At 46.2% G+C, this 17,524-nt stretch carries 16 protein-coding genes; 12 read left to right on the forward strand and 4 right to left on the reverse strand.

All coding sequences use genetic code 11. The annotated features are described in order from the left end of the window. The first annotated feature begins 58 nt into the window (after positions 1 to 58). The 7 genes from RH949_RS31310 to RH949_RS31340 all read left to right on the forward strand — a co-directional run bounded on the left by RH949_RS31310 (position 59) and on the right by RH949_RS31340 (position 6,983). Positions 59 to 1,255, forward strand: coding sequence for a DUF6973 domain-containing protein (locus RH949_RS31310; RefSeq protein ID WP_446358699.1), 1,197 nt, complete (start codon positions 59 to 61; stop codon positions 1,253 to 1,255). 39 nt (positions 1,256 to 1,294) lie between these two features. Next, a complete protein-coding gene (locus tag RH949_RS31315; protein ID WP_446358701.1) occupies positions 1,295 to 1,696 on the forward strand; it encodes a hypothetical protein in 402 nt (133 codons plus the stop codon). A gap of 14 nt (positions 1,697 to 1,710) precedes the next feature. Further along, positions 1,711 to 2,286: a hypothetical protein gene (locus RH949_RS31320; protein ID WP_446358703.1), complete on the forward strand. Its 576-nt coding sequence runs from the start codon at positions 1,711 to 1,713 to the stop codon at positions 2,284 to 2,286. 60 nt (positions 2,287 to 2,346) lie between these two features. Then, positions 2,347 to 4,089, forward strand: a complete 1,743-nt coding sequence (locus RH949_RS31325) for an eCIS core domain-containing protein (RefSeq protein ID WP_446358705.1) — start codon at positions 2,347 to 2,349, stop codon at positions 4,087 to 4,089. Positions 4,090 to 4,136: 47 nt separating this feature from the next. Next, complete coding sequence (locus RH949_RS31330; protein WP_446358707.1) at positions 4,137 to 4,517, forward strand: hypothetical protein; 381 nt, start codon at positions 4,137 to 4,139, stop codon at positions 4,515 to 4,517. A 348-nt stretch (positions 4,518 to 4,865) separates the two neighbouring features. Next, entirely contained in the window at positions 4,866 to 6,143 is a 1,278-nt protein-coding gene (locus RH949_RS31335) for an eCIS core domain-containing protein (protein WP_446358709.1), read from the forward strand. A gap of 18 nt (positions 6,144 to 6,161) precedes the next feature. Further along, complete coding sequence (locus tag RH949_RS31340) at positions 6,162 to 6,983, forward strand: HEAT repeat domain-containing protein (protein ID WP_446358711.1); 822 nt, start codon at positions 6,162 to 6,164, stop codon at positions 6,981 to 6,983. Positions 6,984 to 7,088: 105 nt separating this feature from the next. Here the strand turns inward: RH949_RS31340 and RH949_RS31345 are convergent, their stop codons facing one another. Then, entirely contained in the window at positions 7,089 to 8,291 is a 1,203-nt protein-coding gene (locus tag RH949_RS31345; protein ID WP_006098901.1) for an HhoA/HhoB/HtrA family serine endopeptidase, read from the reverse strand. A gap of 233 nt (positions 8,292 to 8,524) precedes the next feature. On the opposite strand from RH949_RS31345, the gene RH949_RS31350 reads away from it, so the two are divergent. Next, positions 8,525 to 8,908 (forward strand): metal-sensing transcriptional repressor, encoded by a 384-nt coding sequence (locus RH949_RS31350; protein ID WP_446358714.1) that lies wholly within the window; start codon positions 8,525 to 8,527, stop codon positions 8,906 to 8,908. 257 nt (positions 8,909 to 9,165) lie between these two features. Further along, positions 9,166 to 10,662, forward strand: coding sequence for a hypothetical protein (locus RH949_RS31355; protein ID WP_446358716.1), 1,497 nt, complete (start codon positions 9,166 to 9,168; stop codon positions 10,660 to 10,662). Positions 10,663 to 10,773: 111 nt separating this feature from the next. On the opposite strand, the gene RH949_RS31360 is transcribed toward RH949_RS31355, so the two are convergent. The 3 genes from RH949_RS31360 to RH949_RS31370 form a co-directional block, all read right to left on the reverse strand. Further along, on the reverse strand, positions 10,774 to 11,682 hold the full coding sequence (locus tag RH949_RS31360) for an Rpn family recombination-promoting nuclease/putative transposase (RefSeq protein ID WP_006098846.1): 909 nt from the start codon (positions 11,680 to 11,682) through the stop codon (positions 10,774 to 10,776). A 235-nt stretch (positions 11,683 to 11,917) separates the two neighbouring features. Then, complete coding sequence (locus RH949_RS31365; protein ID WP_006098903.1) at positions 11,918 to 13,327, reverse strand: DUF1517 domain-containing protein; 1,410 nt, start codon at positions 13,325 to 13,327, stop codon at positions 11,918 to 11,920. 482 nt (positions 13,328 to 13,809) lie between these two features. Continuing rightward, entirely contained in the window at positions 13,810 to 13,965 is a 156-nt protein-coding gene (locus RH949_RS31370) for a hypothetical protein (protein WP_006098831.1), read from the reverse strand. Between the two features lie 173 nt (positions 13,966 to 14,138). Between RH949_RS31370 and RH949_RS31375 the strand changes: the two genes are divergently transcribed. From RH949_RS31375 to RH949_RS31385, 3 genes are all read left to right on the forward strand, one after another. Continuing rightward, the gene (locus RH949_RS31375; RefSeq protein ID WP_446358719.1) at positions 14,139 to 15,278 is read left to right on the forward strand and encodes a DegT/DnrJ/EryC1/StrS family aminotransferase; all 1,140 of its coding nucleotides are present in this window, start codon (positions 14,139 to 14,141) and stop codon (positions 15,276 to 15,278) included. Between the two features lie 34 nt (positions 15,279 to 15,312). Further along, positions 15,313 to 16,212 (forward strand): cyanoexosortase B, encoded by a 900-nt coding sequence (gene crtB / locus RH949_RS31380; protein WP_446358721.1) that lies wholly within the window; start codon positions 15,313 to 15,315, stop codon positions 16,210 to 16,212. Between the two features lie 153 nt (positions 16,213 to 16,365). After that, the gene (locus RH949_RS31385) at positions 16,366 to 17,073 is read left to right on the forward strand and encodes a cyanoexosortase B system-associated protein (RefSeq protein WP_446358723.1); all 708 of its coding nucleotides are present in this window, start codon (positions 16,366 to 16,368) and stop codon (positions 17,071 to 17,073) included. Positions 17,074 to 17,524: the final 451 nt, after the last annotated feature.

A 17,524-nucleotide genomic window follows, 5' to 3' on the forward strand; every position in this document is an offset into this window, starting at 1 on the left:
GAGTTCTTGAGCAAATGGGCTTGGGACTAGCAAATCGTTAGGCAACTGAGGCGGCATCATGTATAAACCCCTACAAAAGAAAAATTCCTCCTGGACTCCAACAACGGCACAGAAAAAAAGTAAGAGTCCGTCTAAATTAGGGCATTTTTCGATTCAACCCAAGCCAAATCAAAAATCGTCTCAGTCGCCGGAAATAGGCGAGTATTCCAGAGACTCGGCGGATAGACTAGCCGCGAATGTGATGCGAAGTCTAGAAGCCAAGGATTCCCAGGAGACAGAAACGCCAACAGTGCAGCCTCAGTCAGAATCAAGAATTTCAGTTGCTGATGTTGTCGGACAGAGAATGTCCACCCTAACGCCACGCACTTTGACTCCACTCCAGAGAAAGTTAACAGTCGGGCAACCGGGCGATAAATACGAACAGGAAGCTGATGCCGTAGCTGCCAAAGTCGTCGAACAGATTAATTCTCCCACGTCCCAGCAACTCGTACAAGGAAAAGTAGAGCCTGTTGTTCAGGCAGTTGAGTCTAAAAATATAACTCTGCAAGCTAAAGCTGAGCCAATTATTCAGCGTGATGATGAATCTGAAAAACCGCCACTGGAGCAGATAATTAGAGATTATCAAGTTCAGGATGATCAAGTTACGAATTGGAGTCCCACAGCTTTGGGTGCTATACCTATTCCTTTTACAGGGGAATATCGTGTAACCGAGACAGAAGCAGAATTGCTGGATAATCTTAGTTTTAATCGTGGATTAATGGGCTTGAATACATTTAATACGATTAAAAATCGAGCATTTGGTGAATCAGAGAATCAATTTCCTCAGCCAAGCAATATACCTGCCTATGTACCGGATGAACGTCAAGCAGAATGGGTAGGTAATGATGGTCACCGGGATGCCTTCCGTCACGCTTATTGGAACAGCTTACTGGTTAGAAACTTTGGAAAAGAGTGGACTAATCAATTCACCACAGCTCATGAAGCACTGCCAGGGAACCCAGCCACTCGCGAGGCTATGGATTTATATAATAACGAAGTCGGACGGCAAATTGCTATCGATAATCCTGAGGCAAATGATGTAGAAATAGCTGATTTGGTTAGACAGGCAAGCGATAATGGAGAACTGATTGTTATTGATCAAAGCAGTAAGCTTGCTTGGAGTAATCAAGTTCCTTTGTGGCAACATGGTTTAACTGATGGAACACCAGGGAGAGGTGGACAACCAGTACCTGAAGGTAATGCATCTGCCCAATAGTGTCGCAGTTTGCTCTGAATATCAGGAGATTATTTTAAGATGAAATTTGTTATAGCAGCCGTGTCAGGCATTGTGGCAATAACACTATTATTAATGCTTACAGGTAACGGTTCAATGATTACCTCTAATAATCAGGTGAAAGTGATGAGTACCACTGTTTCTACGGGAAATTTTGATTCCGCATTATGGAGAGCGCAATATAAAAAACATCAGCGTGATAATCCTCGCATTGGTATGGTTCCTGCTTTAGAACGGGAAGTTTTACACAAAGGTATGTCCCGAGAAGTAGTAAGAGAGATTCTTGGACGACCTGAGCAAGTCCGAGAAAATGCAGACTTGTATGATTTGGGAGTCTCTCCTTTTGGAGTTGACTATGAACAATATGTAATTGAGTATGATCAGGAAAACAAAGTAGTTCAATTTTTTATTAGTCGCGGATAGAGCTATGCCTTAGTATGACAACAAGCGATGTATTGCGAAGTATTCCTCTGAGTAAACTCTCGGTAGAGTTACTAGAGCAGGATTTACAGTTGGGCAGCAAACTCGTTCAGGTGGAAGGTTCTGTACGAACAACCGCCTGGATGATAGATTATGACGCTCTCGAACCGTGGAAACGTTGTTTAATCGATAATGGTGATTTATTACCGTCTTGGGCATACTGGTGGTTAACCCTGACAGCCGAACTCGCTTATAATGCGTCTTGGAGTAACTATTCTGCCTTAATTATTCAGAGGACAAACTCTGATACTCAAAGTCCACTGGGAAATTTCTTGAGCTGGAGAACATCTCCCTACCAAATATTGCCACTGATGGTCGAAGATATATGTGATGCCTTAACAATTCGCTCTTCATCTGTCGGCTTTGCCGTAGCGTGGGGAGTGAATAGTCGTGACTTCAACCATCCTGTGTTACCCATCTCCTGTCGAGGAGCCATTTTGCCTGTGGTAGATGGTATGGGAATTTTGTGTATAGCTACAGATGAAGATCGTAGTACCCTGGATATCTGGATAGGCGATGAGGAGATAGGATGACAGAGTTTCCTCCAGGATTAAGCTGGATTCAATAAATCATCAGGCAACTGAGGCAGCATCATGTATAAACCCCTACAAAAGAAAAATTCCTCCTGGACTCCAACAACGGCACAGAAAAAGAGCAAGAGTCCGTCTAAATTAGGGCATTTTTCGATTCAACCCAAGCCAAATCAAAAATCGTCTCAGTTGCAGGAAATAGGGGAGTATTCCAGAGACTCGGCGGATAGACTAGCCGCGAATGTGATGCGAAGTCTGGAAGCCAAGGGTTCCCAGGAGACAGAAACGCCAACGGTGCAGCCGCAGTCAGAATCAAGGATTTCAGTTGCTGATGTCGTTGGACAGAGAATGCCCATCGTGATGACACGCACCCTGACTCCACTCCAGAGAAAGTTAACAGTCGGGCAACCGGGGGATAAGTACGAACAGGAAGCCGACACAGTAGCGGCAAAAGTTGTCGAACAGATTAATTCTCCCACGTCCCAGCAATCCGTACAAGGAAAAGTAGAGCCTGTCGTTGAGCCGACAGTGATGCGTGATGGTGGAGTTGGTGGAGGTGCGGTTGATGCTTCTATTGAGCAAGGTATTCAACAAGCCAAAGGTGGTGGACAGGGGCTTTCAGAGGACGTTAGAGAGCCAATGGAGCAGGCGTTTGGGGCTGATTTTAGTGGCGTGAGGGTGCATAACAATAGCAATGCTGATCAGCTTAATCACTCCTTAAATGCCCGCGCGTTTACGACGGGTCCGGATATCTTTTTTAAGCAGGGGGAATATAATCCAGGAAGTCGGGATGGGCAAGAGTTATTGGCACATGAATTAACTCATGTAGTTCAGCAGGGAGTTGGTCAAAAACAAACTTTGCAAAGAACTCTAGGGGATGGACATGACTTAACCTCTCCTCGTTTCTCCAAATTGCTGGATTTGGAGGAAGCATACGATGACGAAACCCTGATTAAGAAAGGCTCCTCTGGTCGAGGTGTGCAAGCTATCCAGCAAGCTTTATACGACATCGGCATCCCCCTGCCAAAATTTGGAGCAGACGGGGAATTTGGCGCAGAAACTGATGCCGCAGTTCGTCAATTTCAAAAAGGCAAAGGTCTTGTACCCGATGGACTGGTTGGTCCGAAAACAATGGCTGCCCTTGATGCTCGTTTCCCACCTGTGACTCTTCCGGCTAAGGCTAAATTAAGAGCTACGTGGAATTGGTCTTGCGTAAAGGATATTCTCTGTCCTTGGAGTCCTCACACGGTTGATGTACTGAGTTCCTATACTGTCAAATCCTTTGATAGTATCTTCTGGGATGACGAGAAGTGGGATGGTAAATCTTGGGTTGTAGATCCATTTCCTGGTGGAGGATACCAAAGCACATCTGACAGGGAAATTGGTCTTCTCAATGATGAAACCTGCGAGGCAGTTGCGGAAACTCTTTACCACGAGGTACTCCATGCTAAGCAACCTAGTACCCACTCTACTACTCAAGAGGTAGAAGGCTATGCTTATCGAATTGGGGAGGAATTTTCTATCGGAATGGGTCTCTCTGGGTTTCCTGAACTTCGCTCCAGTGATGCTCAAGGGCGGGAGTATGCTGATCAAGCTAAGGTAGACGAATTTGTAGCGGCTGAGTACCCTTCAGTTGCAGGAGGAGGAGAGGAAATCATCGGACGATTAGGTTCTGGTCCTGATGTGGAGGTTCTTCGCCCAGATGGTAGTGTTTATGTTCGACCTGCAAAGATTGGTGAAAAAGTTCCTGGTCCAATCCGGACAGTTAACGAAGTGACACATGATACTTCTAAATGGACATGTTAATCCACTTTTTCAGCTACTTTCTCAATGTCGTTAACCCGAATCCTCCTATGTCTCCTACTCTCACTGGACAAACGGTTACCATCACTTATGAGTCAAACCTAGCTATAGGTCATGGTCACTTTGAACTGAATAACCCCGACGATTCTCCCCTTTCAGCTTCTGTGAAACATCTTTGGTTAAAGGTAGGAGATGAGCGTCAGTTAGTACAGCCAGTTACTGTCTGGGATCGAGAGGAACAAGTCAGTTTAGACCCCCAGTCTTTCCAAGTTAGCGCCAATGATTCTTTGGAATTTTATATGACTTTTCCCAAAATAACAGATCAACCTGCCTTTGGAGAGTCTGTGGGGGTCGTATTACAGTTGCAGGCAGGTGAGGTTTGCCTAGAAGCGACGTCTCCTATAAAGTTGGTAAGGCGATGGAGACGGTAAATTAAAACGTCAAATCGGAGAAAAGGTATAAGGTGAAGGGGAAGCCGTGCGATCGCGCTTGGGAATTTGTCCTGGAAAGCCCCATTTAACGAGACAGTAGATAGCAAAATTAGCTGTGTTAAAATGACAATCTAATAACGTGTAGGCGATGGCTGTTTTGGTTAGTGCGATCGCGGATATTGTCGGCTGCGTTACGGCAAGATTTATGCTTTATGCGCTACGTTGTTTTTCGCAGTTCGCTGGCGCGTAGTGATAGTGTTCTGGATAGGCGATGAGGAGATAGAACGATAGAGTTTCCTCCAGGATTGAGCTGGATTCAATAAATCATCAGGTAACTGAGGCGGCATCATGTATAAACCCCTACAAAAGAAAAATTCCTCCTGGACTCCAACAACGGCACAGAAAAAGAGCAAGAGTCCTTCTAAATTAGGGCATTTTTCGATTCAACCCAAGCCAAATCAGAAATCGTCTCAGTCGCCGGAAATAGGGGAGTATTCCAGAGACTCGGCGGATAGACTAGCCGCGAATGTGATGCGAAGTCTAGAAGCCAAGGATTCCCAGGAGACAGAAACGCCAACAGTGCAGCCTCAGTCAGAATCAGGGATTTCAGTGGCTGATGTTGTCGGACAGAGAATGCCCACCGTGACGCCACACACCCTGACTCCACTCCAGAGAAAGTTAACAGTCGGGCAGCTAGGAGATAAGTACGAACAGGAAGCCGATACCGTAGCGGCCAAAGTTGTCGAACAGATTAATTCTCCCACGTCCCAGCAACCTGTACAAGGAAAAGTAAAACCAGTAGCTCAGCCGACAGTGATGCGTGATGGCGGAGTTGGTGGAGGTGCGGTTGATGCTTCCGTTGAGCAAAGTATTCAACAAGCCAAAGGTGGCGGACAGGGGCTTTCAGAGGAAATTAAAGAGCCAATGGAACAGGCGTTTGGGGCTGATTTTAGTGGCGTGAGGGTGCATAACAATAGCAATGCTGATCAGCTTAATCGCTCCTTAAATGCCCGGGCGTTTACGACGGGTCCGGATATCTTTTTTAAACAGGGAGAATATAATCCAGGGAGTCGGGATGGGCAAGAGTTGTTGGCGCATGAGTTGACTCATGTAGTGCAGCAGACCACTGCTTCAAAGCCAATAGCACGGATGAAAACTGAGGTAATCCAACGAGTTGCTGTGGCTGCACCTGCTGTTGTTTTTGGTCCTGTGGGTTTGACAATTGTTGGATTTGGGATTGTTGTTTGGTACTTGAACAACGGCGGTTGGGAAGAAATTGGCAGGATTAGTAATGTTATTGCTAGAGGTATTGATGGTACTCTGGAAGACCTTGAAAATATACTTAATAGAGCGGGTGATACGGCTAGAGAGGGGCTAAGGGAAATTGAAGATTATATTCGAGAACATATTTTCCCAATGGCTGCTCGGGTAAATCAAGCGGATACAGGCATATTGGCAGAAGCTAACGAACTCATAAGTAGCGGTAGAGCTGGAGATATTTGTGAAGCACTTGCTATCTTGATGGCGGAGGCTAAAGCTGCTGGAGATACCAACAAAATCAACAGAATCAAAGCAACCCAAAAAGCAAAAAGATGTAGGCACAGTCGCTATAGTCGCGATAGTTAGAGTTAAGGAGTTATTTTCATGCAAGATACTAGGATTAATAAGTTAATAGAAAAGTGTGCTTCTGGCGAACCTAAAGAGCAAGCTTTTGCACTTCAGGAATTAGTCAAAATGAAAGCTGATTCGGCTGTCCCCGTGATATTAGAATTACTGCACTCTTCTGATGAGGGAATTCGCTTCTGTGCAGCAGAAGCTCTTGGTGATTTGGGAGAAAACGAAATTGAATCTGTTGGCTGTGCACTTATAAACTTACTAGTCGATCCAAAAGAGCTGGTTAGATCGGGGGCAACAGATTCCTTGGGAATACTTGCTTATAAACCAGCAAGAGATTCAATCGAGTCATTGTTACTTAACGATTCGGCTCCCCTGGTTCGGGCGTCAGCAGCAGAAACGCTTGGAGATCTAGGAGATCCTGATGCTCTAGATACTTTAAAATCAGCAATGCAAGATCCTGATGAAGCAGTTCGGTCTTATGCAGCTAACTCCCTCGGACTTGTAGGTAAACCCGATCTATTACCACAGCTTCAAACTTACATTGAATCAGAAGATTCCCTAGAAGTTAAAGCTGAACTATTAGCAGCTAAATACAGGCTTGGTGACACGGAAGCCATAAAATCGCTATTGACTTTTTTTGAAAATGCGGATGAAGATTTAGCTACCGTTATGCTCAATATATTAGGTGATTTGATAGATCGCAAAATACCATTAACAATTACTTCTGATGCATCCGAAATTTGTCAAGTATTGAATTTACTTGAAAAGCGTTTCCCACTATTAGCTCATCATAGTCAGAGCATTATAGCAAAATTAGCCGTGTTAAAATCACAATCTAATCAAGTGTAGGCGATCGCTTTTTTAGTTAGTGCGATCGCGGATCTTGTTGGCTGCGTTAACGAAGTAACGCAGCCATCCAACTTGATGACGGTGCGTTACGGCAAGATTTATGTACTAAGTCGTTTCTTGCATTTCCCTTGTCCGCACTGATAACGTTTTCGTCTGATTCCCCCGCACCACTTTGATTTGGAGAACTTGATTCACACCACTATTCTCAACCAAACGTTGCAACTGTTCTGCACTTGTCACCGATTGTCCATTAATGGCGGTGACAACATCCCCACGACGCATACCTCCTGCTGCTGCTGGAGAGTCTGGTACAACTTGCACGACTAAAACCCCATTCACTTCCGGTACCATAAACGAGGAATTTGGATCGCGATTGTTTTCTTGCGCCAATTGAGGGGTTAGGGTAGTCATGCGAATACCGATGAACGGGTGGACAACTTTTTCACCGCGCATCAATTTGGCAGTAATTTCTTTAGCTTTATTGATGGGAATGGCAAACCCAATCCCCATCGCATCCGCACGAATGGCGGTATTAATGCCAATCACTTGTCCCTGTTGGTTTAACAGTGGACCCCCCGAATTACCAGGGTTAATCGCCGCATCAGTTTGAATGAAATCAAGTCGTTTTTCGGGAATCCCGGCTTCTGCACTCGATCGCTGGAGGGTACTGATAATCCCTAGCGTCACGGTATTATCTAACCCCAAGGGATTCCCCACCGCGATCGCCCAATCCCCAACTTGTACGTTAGTCGAGTCTCCCAATGTGACAACTGGCAAATTGTTGCCATCAATTTTGACCACCGCTAAATCGGTGATTTCATCGACACCCTGGACATTTCCTTCAAACTGGCGTCCGTCTTTGAGAATCACCGTTACCTTATCTGCCCGATCCACCACATGGGCATTGGTGACAACTACACCAGTGGGATCAATAATAAACCCAGATCCTTGACCCCGCAGACGGCGTTCTTGGGGCATTTGGGGAAATGCATCCTCCCCGAAAAACCGCCGGAAGAAGGGATCATCAAAAAATGGATCGAGGCGGCGTGTCACTGTACGTTCTGTGTCAATTCGTACTACAGCAGGTCCGACTTGATTCACCGCCGCCGTGACAAAACTGCCGCCGATATTGGTAATGGGTGGGCGTTGGGCGAGAACTATTGGGGATTCGGGTTCATTTGTCAAAATCGGTTCAGCGTGAGAGGGTGAGACATTATAAAACCCAACCGTCAACAGAACACCTGTCGCGATCGCGATCAGATAAGCGCTGATTTGGCGTAATCGAGGGAACAACGTTGTCAATCGCATAACCTTATTCTTAAGTTCAGTTGTATGTATCTATGATCATCTATCCAAATTATTGTCACAAGCACTTAACATTGGCTGGTTGATCCAGGACGTTCTTTGAGCCAAGAGTGTTTCAGCGATGGGCGATTCCCCTTCCTTAGAAAACCTGGCTCCCAAACATCTCAACTCTGGATTAGGATGAACAGTAAGAACAAATCCATCAACGTTGCCAATCCCGAACTGGAGCTAAGCCATTGATTAATGAAACCTATACTCGGTCAGACTCAGACCAACATTCGCTAAATCAATCCTTCCACACCAGTCATGGTGAGCATGATCATGATCATGGTGGATCAACCCACGCCCATGTTCACGATGAGGAGTCTCTGCGGCGAATTGTCAATCGGCTTTCTCGAATTGAGGGACATATCCGAGGGATTAAGACGATGGTACAGGAAAGCCGTCCCTGTCCAGATGTGCTGGTGCAAGTTGCCGCCGTGCGAGGTGCATTAAATCGAGTTGCCCGAGTTATTTTAGATGAGCATTTAACTGAATGTATCGGTCGGGCGGCGGAGGAAGGTAACATGGAGGCGGAAATCGAACAATTGAAGACCGCGTTAGATCGATTTTTACCCTAGTTCTTTTGGTGAGGGAGAGGTGGAGTTTTGAGTTTGTGTAGGGGCGGGTTTCACGACTATCGTGTCTGACCTCACCCAGATGGAATTAAACCCGCCCGTGTGCAGGGGGACAGGGAGAAAATCTGGACGGGTGGATACATTGAGATCTCCATTATGATCCCGATTTTGAGCATAATTAAGGATAGAACTATCTGGCTATAAATTCCTGCTGAGTGTGGTTCTCAGCACAAGATTTCAATCAAGAGTGCGATCGCCTTATGGCTAATTTTTACTGGAAACGTCCCTATACCGTCCTTGCCGCGTTATTGGTGGGGGTAACTGGCTGTTCATGGAATTCTCCTCCCGATACGGCTGAAAGTCAGCATTCCCCATCCCAAGCTGACTCCCCGGCTGAATCAATTCTAGCGGTGGAAAATTCCCCATCTTGTCCGCCCCAAGTTGATCCCTTTACCAAAGCGATTGACAAAGCGATGGGGGCGGCGAATCTGGCTCAATCTGCCCAATCGCCCCAAGATTGGGATTTGGTTGTCTTAGGCTGGATTCAAGCGATTGAGGCGATGCAATCAGTGCCACCGGATAGTCCGAAACGGGCATTTGCTCAGAAAAAGGTGGCAGAATATCTAAACAACTTAGATGTTGCCCAACAAAAAGCGACGACAAAAACCTCTCCTCTACCCTTTGCCAGCTTTAATAACCCCATCTTTGAAGAACAACTCCTGCTGTATCTGTCTTACGTCGCCGCCGTTGGTCCGCCAGATGTCCTGATTGTGGGCAGTTCACGGGCATTAGTTGGTGTTGATCCCCAACAATTGCAACAAGTTCTGGCGCGTTACGGCAAAGGGGGGTTAAAAATTTTCAACTTTGGCGTGAATGGGGCGACGGCTCAAGTGGTTGATTTTCAACTGCGGCAACTTTTAACGCCGGAACAACTCCCGCGCCTGGTGATTTGGGCAGATGGTGTGCGGGCGTTTAATAGTGGGCGAACGGATAAAACTTATAATAGTTTGGCAACATCGGCGGGATATCAACAGGTAATGGCAGGGAATCGCCCCAAATTACCGGAACCGACGACCAAAACCCCAAATACTTGTGAAGAGATTCCAGCATCAATCACCCAGAGTCCCGACTCAGAGAAATCGACACAACCGAGCGATACGATACCTGCTAATGATACGGCTGAACGCTGGCGATTAACCCGCGTTTCCTTTGAAACCAGTAGCAATCCTATCACCACTCCAGAGACTCGGTTACTTTTAACTCAGTTAGGGGGAAGCCAACCGCAACGACTAGCACTGGCACGTAATACTACAGGGTACAGTGCCGTAGCGATGGATGCCAATGGCTTTCTGCCGATGGATAGTAAATTTGACCCAAAAACGTACTATCAGCAAAATCCCCGTGTTGCGGGGCGTTATGATGCCGATTATCAACCGTTTAGCTTTGCAGGTTCGCAGGCGGTGGCGTTGAATTCGATTCAGGCGTTTTTAGCACAGCAGCAGATTCCTTTGGTGATTGTGAATTTGCCTGTAAGTGATGATTATTTAGATTCGGTGCGTTTAACTCGTGAACGGCAATTCCGTAAGCGAATGCAGCAGAAGGCGGCTCGGAATGAGTTTGTTTTTGTGGATTTAGGAGAGCAATGGAAAAATCAGAATCAGTATTTTGCTGATCCGAGTCATCTTAATCGGTATGGCGCGGCGGCTGTGGCGAGTCTCTTAGCCGATAAGTCTGAGATTCCTTGGTCTCAACGTTGAGAGGAGATGAGGGTAGGAAAAGGTTAGCGAAAGTACATATAGCAACCGCAATAGCGGTTAGGACACATCATTTATGTAGAGACGCGCCATGGCGCGTCTCTACAATGGTGCTTATTCTGCCGATGTACCTTGTTCCAGCCAACTCGACAAATCTTCCAGGCTATTAAAGCTTAAAATTGTCTGGACTAAACGTTCTAAATCTTTCCCAGACAAACCTTCGATTTTCCAGCTAATGTTTTTAGGAATTTCGCCAAAACGCTGCTGGAGAAAAGCTATTACTACTCCGAGCTTTCCTTGTAGAATTCCTTCATCTTTAGCTTGAAGGATTCGCCCTGTTTCATCTTGTAACATTATTGCTCGCCGCTCCAATTCCTCCAATTCTTCTACGGTGAGATTCGCTTGATTCGCGATATTTAGGGCTTTCTCTATTGCAGATACTTCCGCTAAGGAGGCGGGAATGCTTTCCCAGGTTGCTGCTTCTTTAATAAAGTAAATCCACTTATCCGTCAAACTATTTAACTCAGACAAGGTTTTATTGAATTTTGGTAATTCTATGAAAATGAGTTGTAATTCTACAGCTTTATACTTAAATGACTCTTCCTCTTCTTTGAAAATAAACTTTGTCACAACTTTAGGGGTTTCTTGAAACATGATAAAATCAGCAATATTTATAGCAATTACTGGATTTAACAGCCAGTAACCTTCGCCAACGCCTAACTGATTTGCGTAAGTCTTAGCGAGGTTGTAAGCGACCCGTTTATCAAAAGCTTTTGTGCTGGATACTTGCATTTCAATAATAACAGTCGAGCCGTCATACAAAATGGCTCTCACGTCCAAATAGCTCTCCTTTAACTCTCGAACTTTACCAGGATTGTATGGGTTTAGAATAGTTAAAGAACGAATAACGTTTTTGTTACTATAAATAATGGCATTGAGAAAGCTAATCAGTATTTCTTGGCTTTGGTCAGAACCAAATATTTTTTTAAACGCATAATCGACTTTAGGACTGATAAATTTCATGGTTTTTTCTCATCGATAAGAAGTAGGATGAAATTAAATTTCACGAGATAGGGGTATGAAAAATAGGAACGGGAGCCTGTCGCCTTTTGTATTTGTGTAGGGGCGACCCGCTGGCACAAATCAACAACTTTATCCCCTCAATTTGCTCGGGTCGCCCTTTATTTAATCCCCTGTGTTAGTAGAGACGTTGCATGCAACGTCTCTACATTTCCTCTTGAGCAGGCAATTCCCTTAATTAAATGATTTGAATCATATCTGTATATTCGGTCAACAATTCATCATAAGTTAGGCTATCGTCTTGACTCTGAGGACTCCAAAGCAGTTCCACGGTCATCAAATATTCAGGACGCACTGACGCGACTTTATTTAATGCCTGATTTAGTACCTCGACTGAACGAATGTCATCAAATAACGGGTGATCATCTGCTGTTCCAACTAAGAGTGTCACGACAATATAAGCCGCTGGGTCTTCCTGAGCATTGGGCATTACCGGAACTTTTTGCCGCACTCGTCCGCCAACATTGCTGAGGGTTTCGGCACTAAATTTGCTGCGTTCTTCTACCGAAAGTTGGGTAAATAGTGTTTTTGCTTCTTCGATATCAACGCTTTGCGAACTGCTTAAAACATGACTCCAGGTATCTGAATGACGTAGCAAAACTAACGCCGATTCTTGCAGCAGTTCGAGTAAGCCTTCGGGAGTCGTTGTATCGACAGTTAAGGTGAGTTCCGATAACTCTGATTGCAAGTTTGGGGTATGAGCAAATAAGGCTACCTGTAATTTACTCACCGTGACAATATCATTATCTAGTTCATTGGTGACGGCTTTTCGGCGTTTGAGGAGAGACAAAATTAACCGGATTAGTAGATAAACAACCAGGAAAATACCGACACCAAAAAATAGTAAAACGATCAAGACGGGTAAAGAGTTCGCTGATTTCGTGGAGTTCACCGCTTGAGTTGGATTCGTGGCTGGCGCGGTAGCTGGCGGTGGAGTTGTACTATTAGTTGAGCCCGGATTGGTCAGGCTTTGATTGGGTTGTACAGGGGGTGCTGAATCCGTTGTCGCTGAATCCGGAAGGGTTTGATTTTGGGGAGGCGGTGCTGAAGTTGTCCCTGGATAGGATGTTGAGGGATAATTCTGGAAATCGTTATCGTCATTTTCGATTTCAATTTCCAGTTCCACCGAATTATGTCCGTGTCCATAAGCTGGGTAAGAGGTACGACTGGGATGGGTTGATGAGGGACTCGGTTGATTCGGCTTGGTTTGAGTCGGAGTTGGAGATGTGGGTTTGTTTAATGTCCCGCCACTAGCTCGTCCCCCGGTTGTTCCCCTATGGGTAGGATTAGATTGAGATGGAGATGTTCTCGACGATGATGGAGGCGAGGATGAACGGCTAGGGGAGGATGAACGGCTAGGGGAAGATGAACGGCTGCTACTGCTGGAACCCGAACGTGAGGATGAACCGCGACTAAAGGAACCGCCACCGCTGCGTCCCCCACTGCTTCTAGCATAGGCGTCATTACGGAAATCGAGCAATGGGCTAATGCGATCGCGCGATACCTCTAGGTCTACACTGTTAATTAGGCTTAAACAAAGAGCGGTAGCCAATAACGTCTTAAAGTTCATCCGTTGTAGCCGATTCATCGAAAATTAGAGTTGGTAAGAGGGCGAATGGAAACCCCTGTCATTTATGTATGGGGAGGAATTCGCCCTCTTACATAAATAGCAGTCCGACAGGACTCCCTTTTTTAGAAAGTGCATCGGCTCCATTTCCCATGTACAAAACTGAATTTAAGAAAAAGTTAAAACCCCTACCGCCTTGGATTTAATTACTTCGGTGACACTTTGCATTTGTCTTTCGCTTGGGCAATTACAAGCTCAAAGCTTTCGACCTGTACGCATAGGGGTGGGGTATGGTTGCCCCTAACTCCCGTTTCCGGGGTGACGTTTGCCTCGCCAATGTTAACGGTCGGTACTTTCCAAGTAGCACTAGCTTAACCCTTGTACACCTGTTTAACCACTCGGTTCTAGAGCATGGGACTGGCACGCATCCCAAGGTAGGAACTTTAACGCTTACCGTTAACGTAGTGCGCTAAGCACTTAGGCTGGTCAGGTATAGACTTTATTCAAGCCTCCGGCTTATAGCCGTGGGGTTCCTGACGAAAGTCTCCCAATGCTACTCCCTTAGCTACAATTGTAGCTTTTTGGTGAACATCATTCATCGTTTCATCGCCATCATGGTAGAGAAGGGCGGGTTTAGTTACGTTATCGGTTGATTCCAAAATGTTATCGGTAAAACCCGCCCCTACAGCTTGGCTACCAGACGTAGGTTAACCGGAAACTTTACCAAAACTTGATAATTCAGGGGTAGGCATTAGCACCTAAATCGGACATAAATTAAAGAAGGGATAAAATAACCTAACTCAGCAAACTCCTATTCTTTCCCAGTGTATTCATGAACCCCTTACCCCCAGAAACCATCCCCTTTGTTGATCTAACGCTGCAACACCAGCCGATTCAAGGGGACATTGAACAAGCGATTCAGACGGTTATCCAGCGCGGCGATTTCGTTTTAGGTCAAGCATTAGCCGAGTTAGAAGCGGCATTTGCGGCGGCGTCTGGTGCAGAGTATGGTGTCGGTGTCGCTTCCGGGACAGATGCGATCGCGCTAGGATTACAAGCAAATGGGATTGGTGTCGGTGATGAAGTGATTGTTCCTGCCAATACGTTCATCGCCACTCTCATTGGTGTGCTTGAGGCAAAGGCGACGCCCGTCTTAGCCGATTGTGACCCCAACACCGCCCTGATTGACTTGAATGCAGCGCAAAAAGCCATCACTCCCAAAACGAAGGCAATTATACCCGTTCACCTCTATGGTCAGATGGTATCACCGCCGCAATCACTCAACTTTGCCCATAGTCACAACCTGTTACTCTTTGAAGACGCCGCCCAAGCCCATTTAGCCCAACGGGATGGGTATCGGGCGGGTTCGGTGGGTAAAGCCGCCGGCTTTAGCTTTTATCCGAGTAAGAATTTAGGCGCGTTTGGCGATGGCGGAATCGCCCTGACGAGTGATCCCGATGTCTATCAAACCTTGCGATCGCTGCGGAATTATGGCGCACCTCGTAAATATTATCACTCAGAACTGGGCAAAAATAGTCGTTTAGATTCCATCCAAGCGGCGGTTCTCAACGCCAAGTTACCCCACTTACACCAATGGAATCAATCTCGCAACGCCGCCGCCCAGTATTATGACCAATTATTAGCCCCCCTAGCCGATAAAGGGATTATCCCCATCCAAAACCAAAGCGGTACGGGTCATGTGTATCATCTGTACGTGATTCGGATTACCGCCGCCTGTTCCCTGACTCGTGAAATGGTGCAAGAGAAACTCAATACCGCTGGGATTCAAACGGGTATCCATTATCCCCTCCCTTGCCATCTCCAACCCGCTTATCATTATTTGGGCTATCAAGCGGGTGATTTCCCCCATGCCGAAACCCTGTGCCAGGAAATTTTATCATTGCCTATGTATCCTGGAATAAGTAACGCTCAAATTGAGCGAGTGGTTGATTGCCTCAATAGCCTGTTGTAACCGCATCCGGCGGCTGTAATTTCGGGGTACAATTATGCAACTTGGACAAAAGATTCCTACTGCCATTGACCGTCACCTGTGGGATGGTGCGATCGCAGCTTTACTGATTATCCTCTATGCGCCCCTACTCATCCACTGGTATGATGGCTGGCTAAATAAAAGTATTAGCATTGAACATGAATACTTTAGCCATGGTTTAATTGGACTGCCTTTTGCCGCCTACATCGCCTGGACTCATCGCCAGCAGTGGCAAGCCATCCCGGATAAATCGAATTATATTGGGTTAGGATTACTGGCAGTTGGTGGTGTCTTTTATCTGTCGGGTCAATCGGAACTGGTTAATATTTCCTTTCCCACGGTTTTAGCCGGACTTTGTTTGTGGTTTAAAGGGATTCCGGGTTTACGCTTACAAAGCTTTCCTCTACTGTTGGTAATTTTAGCAACACCAACGGCATTTCCTTACTTAATCGAACCCTACGCCTTACCCCTACAGCGCTTTATTGCCGGAGTTGCGGGATTTCTTTTGATTCAATTTGGCATTGATGTTAATGTTGTCGGCATTAACTTATTTGTCGGCGGACGAATTGTCGAAGTCGCCCCTCACTGCGCTGGATTAAAGATGCTGTTTACCAGTTTATATGTGAGTTTAATGCTGTTGTACTGGAGTGGGGCGTGGATATCACGACAGAAGACGACATTGTTGCTCATTGGTGCGGTGTTGGTTAGTGTAATTGGTAATATTATCCGCAATACCCTACTCACATTCTTCCATGGTACTGGGATGGATGGAGCGTTCCATTGGCTGCATGAAAGTTGGGGCGGGGATCTGTATTCGGCGGGGATGTTAGGAATGTTAGTGATTTTACTTAAAGTCATTGAACGTTCTGTTGATGCCGAACCTCAAACCCCTGATTCTGTATCTGAGGGAGATTAAAAAACGTTTGTATTTAGTCAGGGCGGGTTTTGTACAAACGTTACCATCAATAGCCAAGCCTAAAATCCCTAAACCCGCCCCTACACAAAATTAAAGACGCACCATGGCACGTCTGGAACAATTAAAACTCATCCGCCCATGAAAGCCAATCTCATGAAATCCTCAAGACTGCGCCAGGTGATTAAACGCCTGCGATTCAACCGTGCGATCGTGTTACTGTTATTGTTAGTCATTGTCGCGATCGGGGCAGTCCCAAGTTATTTGACAGGCAACTGGTCATGGATTGAGCCACCCAGATTTGCCAATTTCAGTAGCATCAAAGTGGTGCAAATTGAGGGGTTAGAGATTCCAGGCTGGGAAACCCTAGAGCAAAGAACTGTAACCTTAGGGGGGCATAAATGGTCCTATCAAGAAATTCAGGGCGACTTAGATAAACCTGTATTGTTATTGTTACGTCCTCCTAATGGTCCGATTGATCAACCTCAGGTGGAATGGATGGATATTAATGGTGTCTTTCAATGGAAGACAGATTCCCATCAACGCTTAAACTTTACCGTTGAAACGCAATCCCAGCAGGCGCAAGTTAATGCCCGTCTCTTTCGCGCTTGGACTCAACAGCAAACCTTCGCCGTTGTTCAATGGTACGCTTGGGCGACAGGGGGTCATCCTGCTACCCGACAATGGTTTTGGGTTGACCAAATTGCCCAGTTAAAGCGTCAGCGAGTACCATGGGTAGCGGTTTCTATCCAGATTCCGATGGAACCGTTAGGGGATTTGGCAGAGGTCAAACCTATCGCTGAATCTCTCAGTCAAACTGTGCAAAAGGCATTGATGACAGAACCGTTGGCGGGAGAGGATTAAGGGGCGCAGGGGGAGTAGAGGGCGCAGAGGGCGCAGGGGGCGCAGGGGGCGCAGGGGGAGTGGAGAGAGCTAGTCGGGCATAGCGCCTGTGTAGGGGCGGGTTTTACCATTATTGTTTCTTCCCTAACCTAGATGTGACTAAACCCGCCCCGACCAAGGGTTAACATGAACAAGGGCAGGTTTTTTTGAGCCATTATTCGGTGAGGAGGGCGGGTTTTGTTGTTCATTTAGCGGTGAGGAGGGCGGGTTTTGTTGTTCATTTAGCGGTGAGGAGGGCGGGTTTTGTTGTTCATTTAGCGGTGACTAGCTAATTTAGTCCCTAAACCCGCCCCTACAATTGTCCCTAAACCCGCCCCTACAATTGTCCCTAAACCCGCCCCTACAATTGTCCCTAAACCCGCCCCTACAATTGTCCCTAAACCCGCCCCTACAATTGTCCCTAAACCCGCCC

Origin of the sequence: Coleofasciculus sp. A1-SPW-01 (assembly GCF_040217205.1) — a bacterium.
GTDB lineage: Bacteria > Cyanobacteriota > Cyanobacteriia > Cyanobacteriales > Coleofasciculaceae > Coleofasciculus > Coleofasciculus chthonoplastes_A.

What these genes read in the sequence shown, in the direction of transcription:
- RH949_RS31325 (WP_446358705.1), top strand. Translation starts at nt 2,347, where the DNA reads ATGTATAAACCCCTACAAAAGAAAAATTCCTCCTGGACTCCAACAACG.
- RH949_RS31355 (WP_446358716.1), top strand. Translation starts at nt 9,166, where the DNA reads ATGGCTAATTTTTACTGGAAACGTCCCTATACCGTCCTTGCCGCGTTA.
- RH949_RS31345 (WP_006098901.1), bottom strand. Translation starts at nt 8,291, where the DNA reads ATGCGATTGACAACGTTGTTCCCTCGATTACGCCAAATCAGCGCTTAT.
- RH949_RS31375 (WP_446358719.1), top strand. Translation starts at nt 14,139, where the DNA reads ATGAACCCCTTACCCCCAGAAACCATCCCCTTTGTTGATCTAACGCTG.
- RH949_RS31310 (WP_446358699.1), top strand. Translation starts at nt 59, where the DNA reads ATGTATAAACCCCTACAAAAGAAAAATTCCTCCTGGACTCCAACAACG.
- RH949_RS31340 (WP_446358711.1), top strand. Translation starts at nt 6,162, where the DNA reads ATGCAAGATACTAGGATTAATAAGTTAATAGAAAAGTGTGCTTCTGGC.
- RH949_RS31315 (WP_446358701.1), top strand. Translation starts at nt 1,295, where the DNA reads ATGAAATTTGTTATAGCAGCCGTGTCAGGCATTGTGGCAATAACACTA.
- RH949_RS31335 (WP_446358709.1), top strand. Translation starts at nt 4,866, where the DNA reads ATGTATAAACCCCTACAAAAGAAAAATTCCTCCTGGACTCCAACAACG.
- crtB (WP_446358721.1), top strand. Translation starts at nt 15,313, where the DNA reads ATGCAACTTGGACAAAAGATTCCTACTGCCATTGACCGTCACCTGTGG.
- RH949_RS31320 (WP_446358703.1), top strand. Translation starts at nt 1,711, where the DNA reads ATGACAACAAGCGATGTATTGCGAAGTATTCCTCTGAGTAAACTCTCG.
- RH949_RS31385 (WP_446358723.1), top strand. Translation starts at nt 16,366, where the DNA reads ATGAAATCCTCAAGACTGCGCCAGGTGATTAAACGCCTGCGATTCAAC.
- RH949_RS31330 (WP_446358707.1), top strand. Translation starts at nt 4,137, where the DNA reads ATGTCTCCTACTCTCACTGGACAAACGGTTACCATCACTTATGAGTCA.
- RH949_RS31365 (WP_006098903.1), bottom strand. Translation starts at nt 13,327, where the DNA reads ATGAATCGGCTACAACGGATGAACTTTAAGACGTTATTGGCTACCGCT.
- RH949_RS31360 (WP_006098846.1), bottom strand. Translation starts at nt 11,682, where the DNA reads ATGAAATTTATCAGTCCTAAAGTCGATTATGCGTTTAAAAAAATATTT.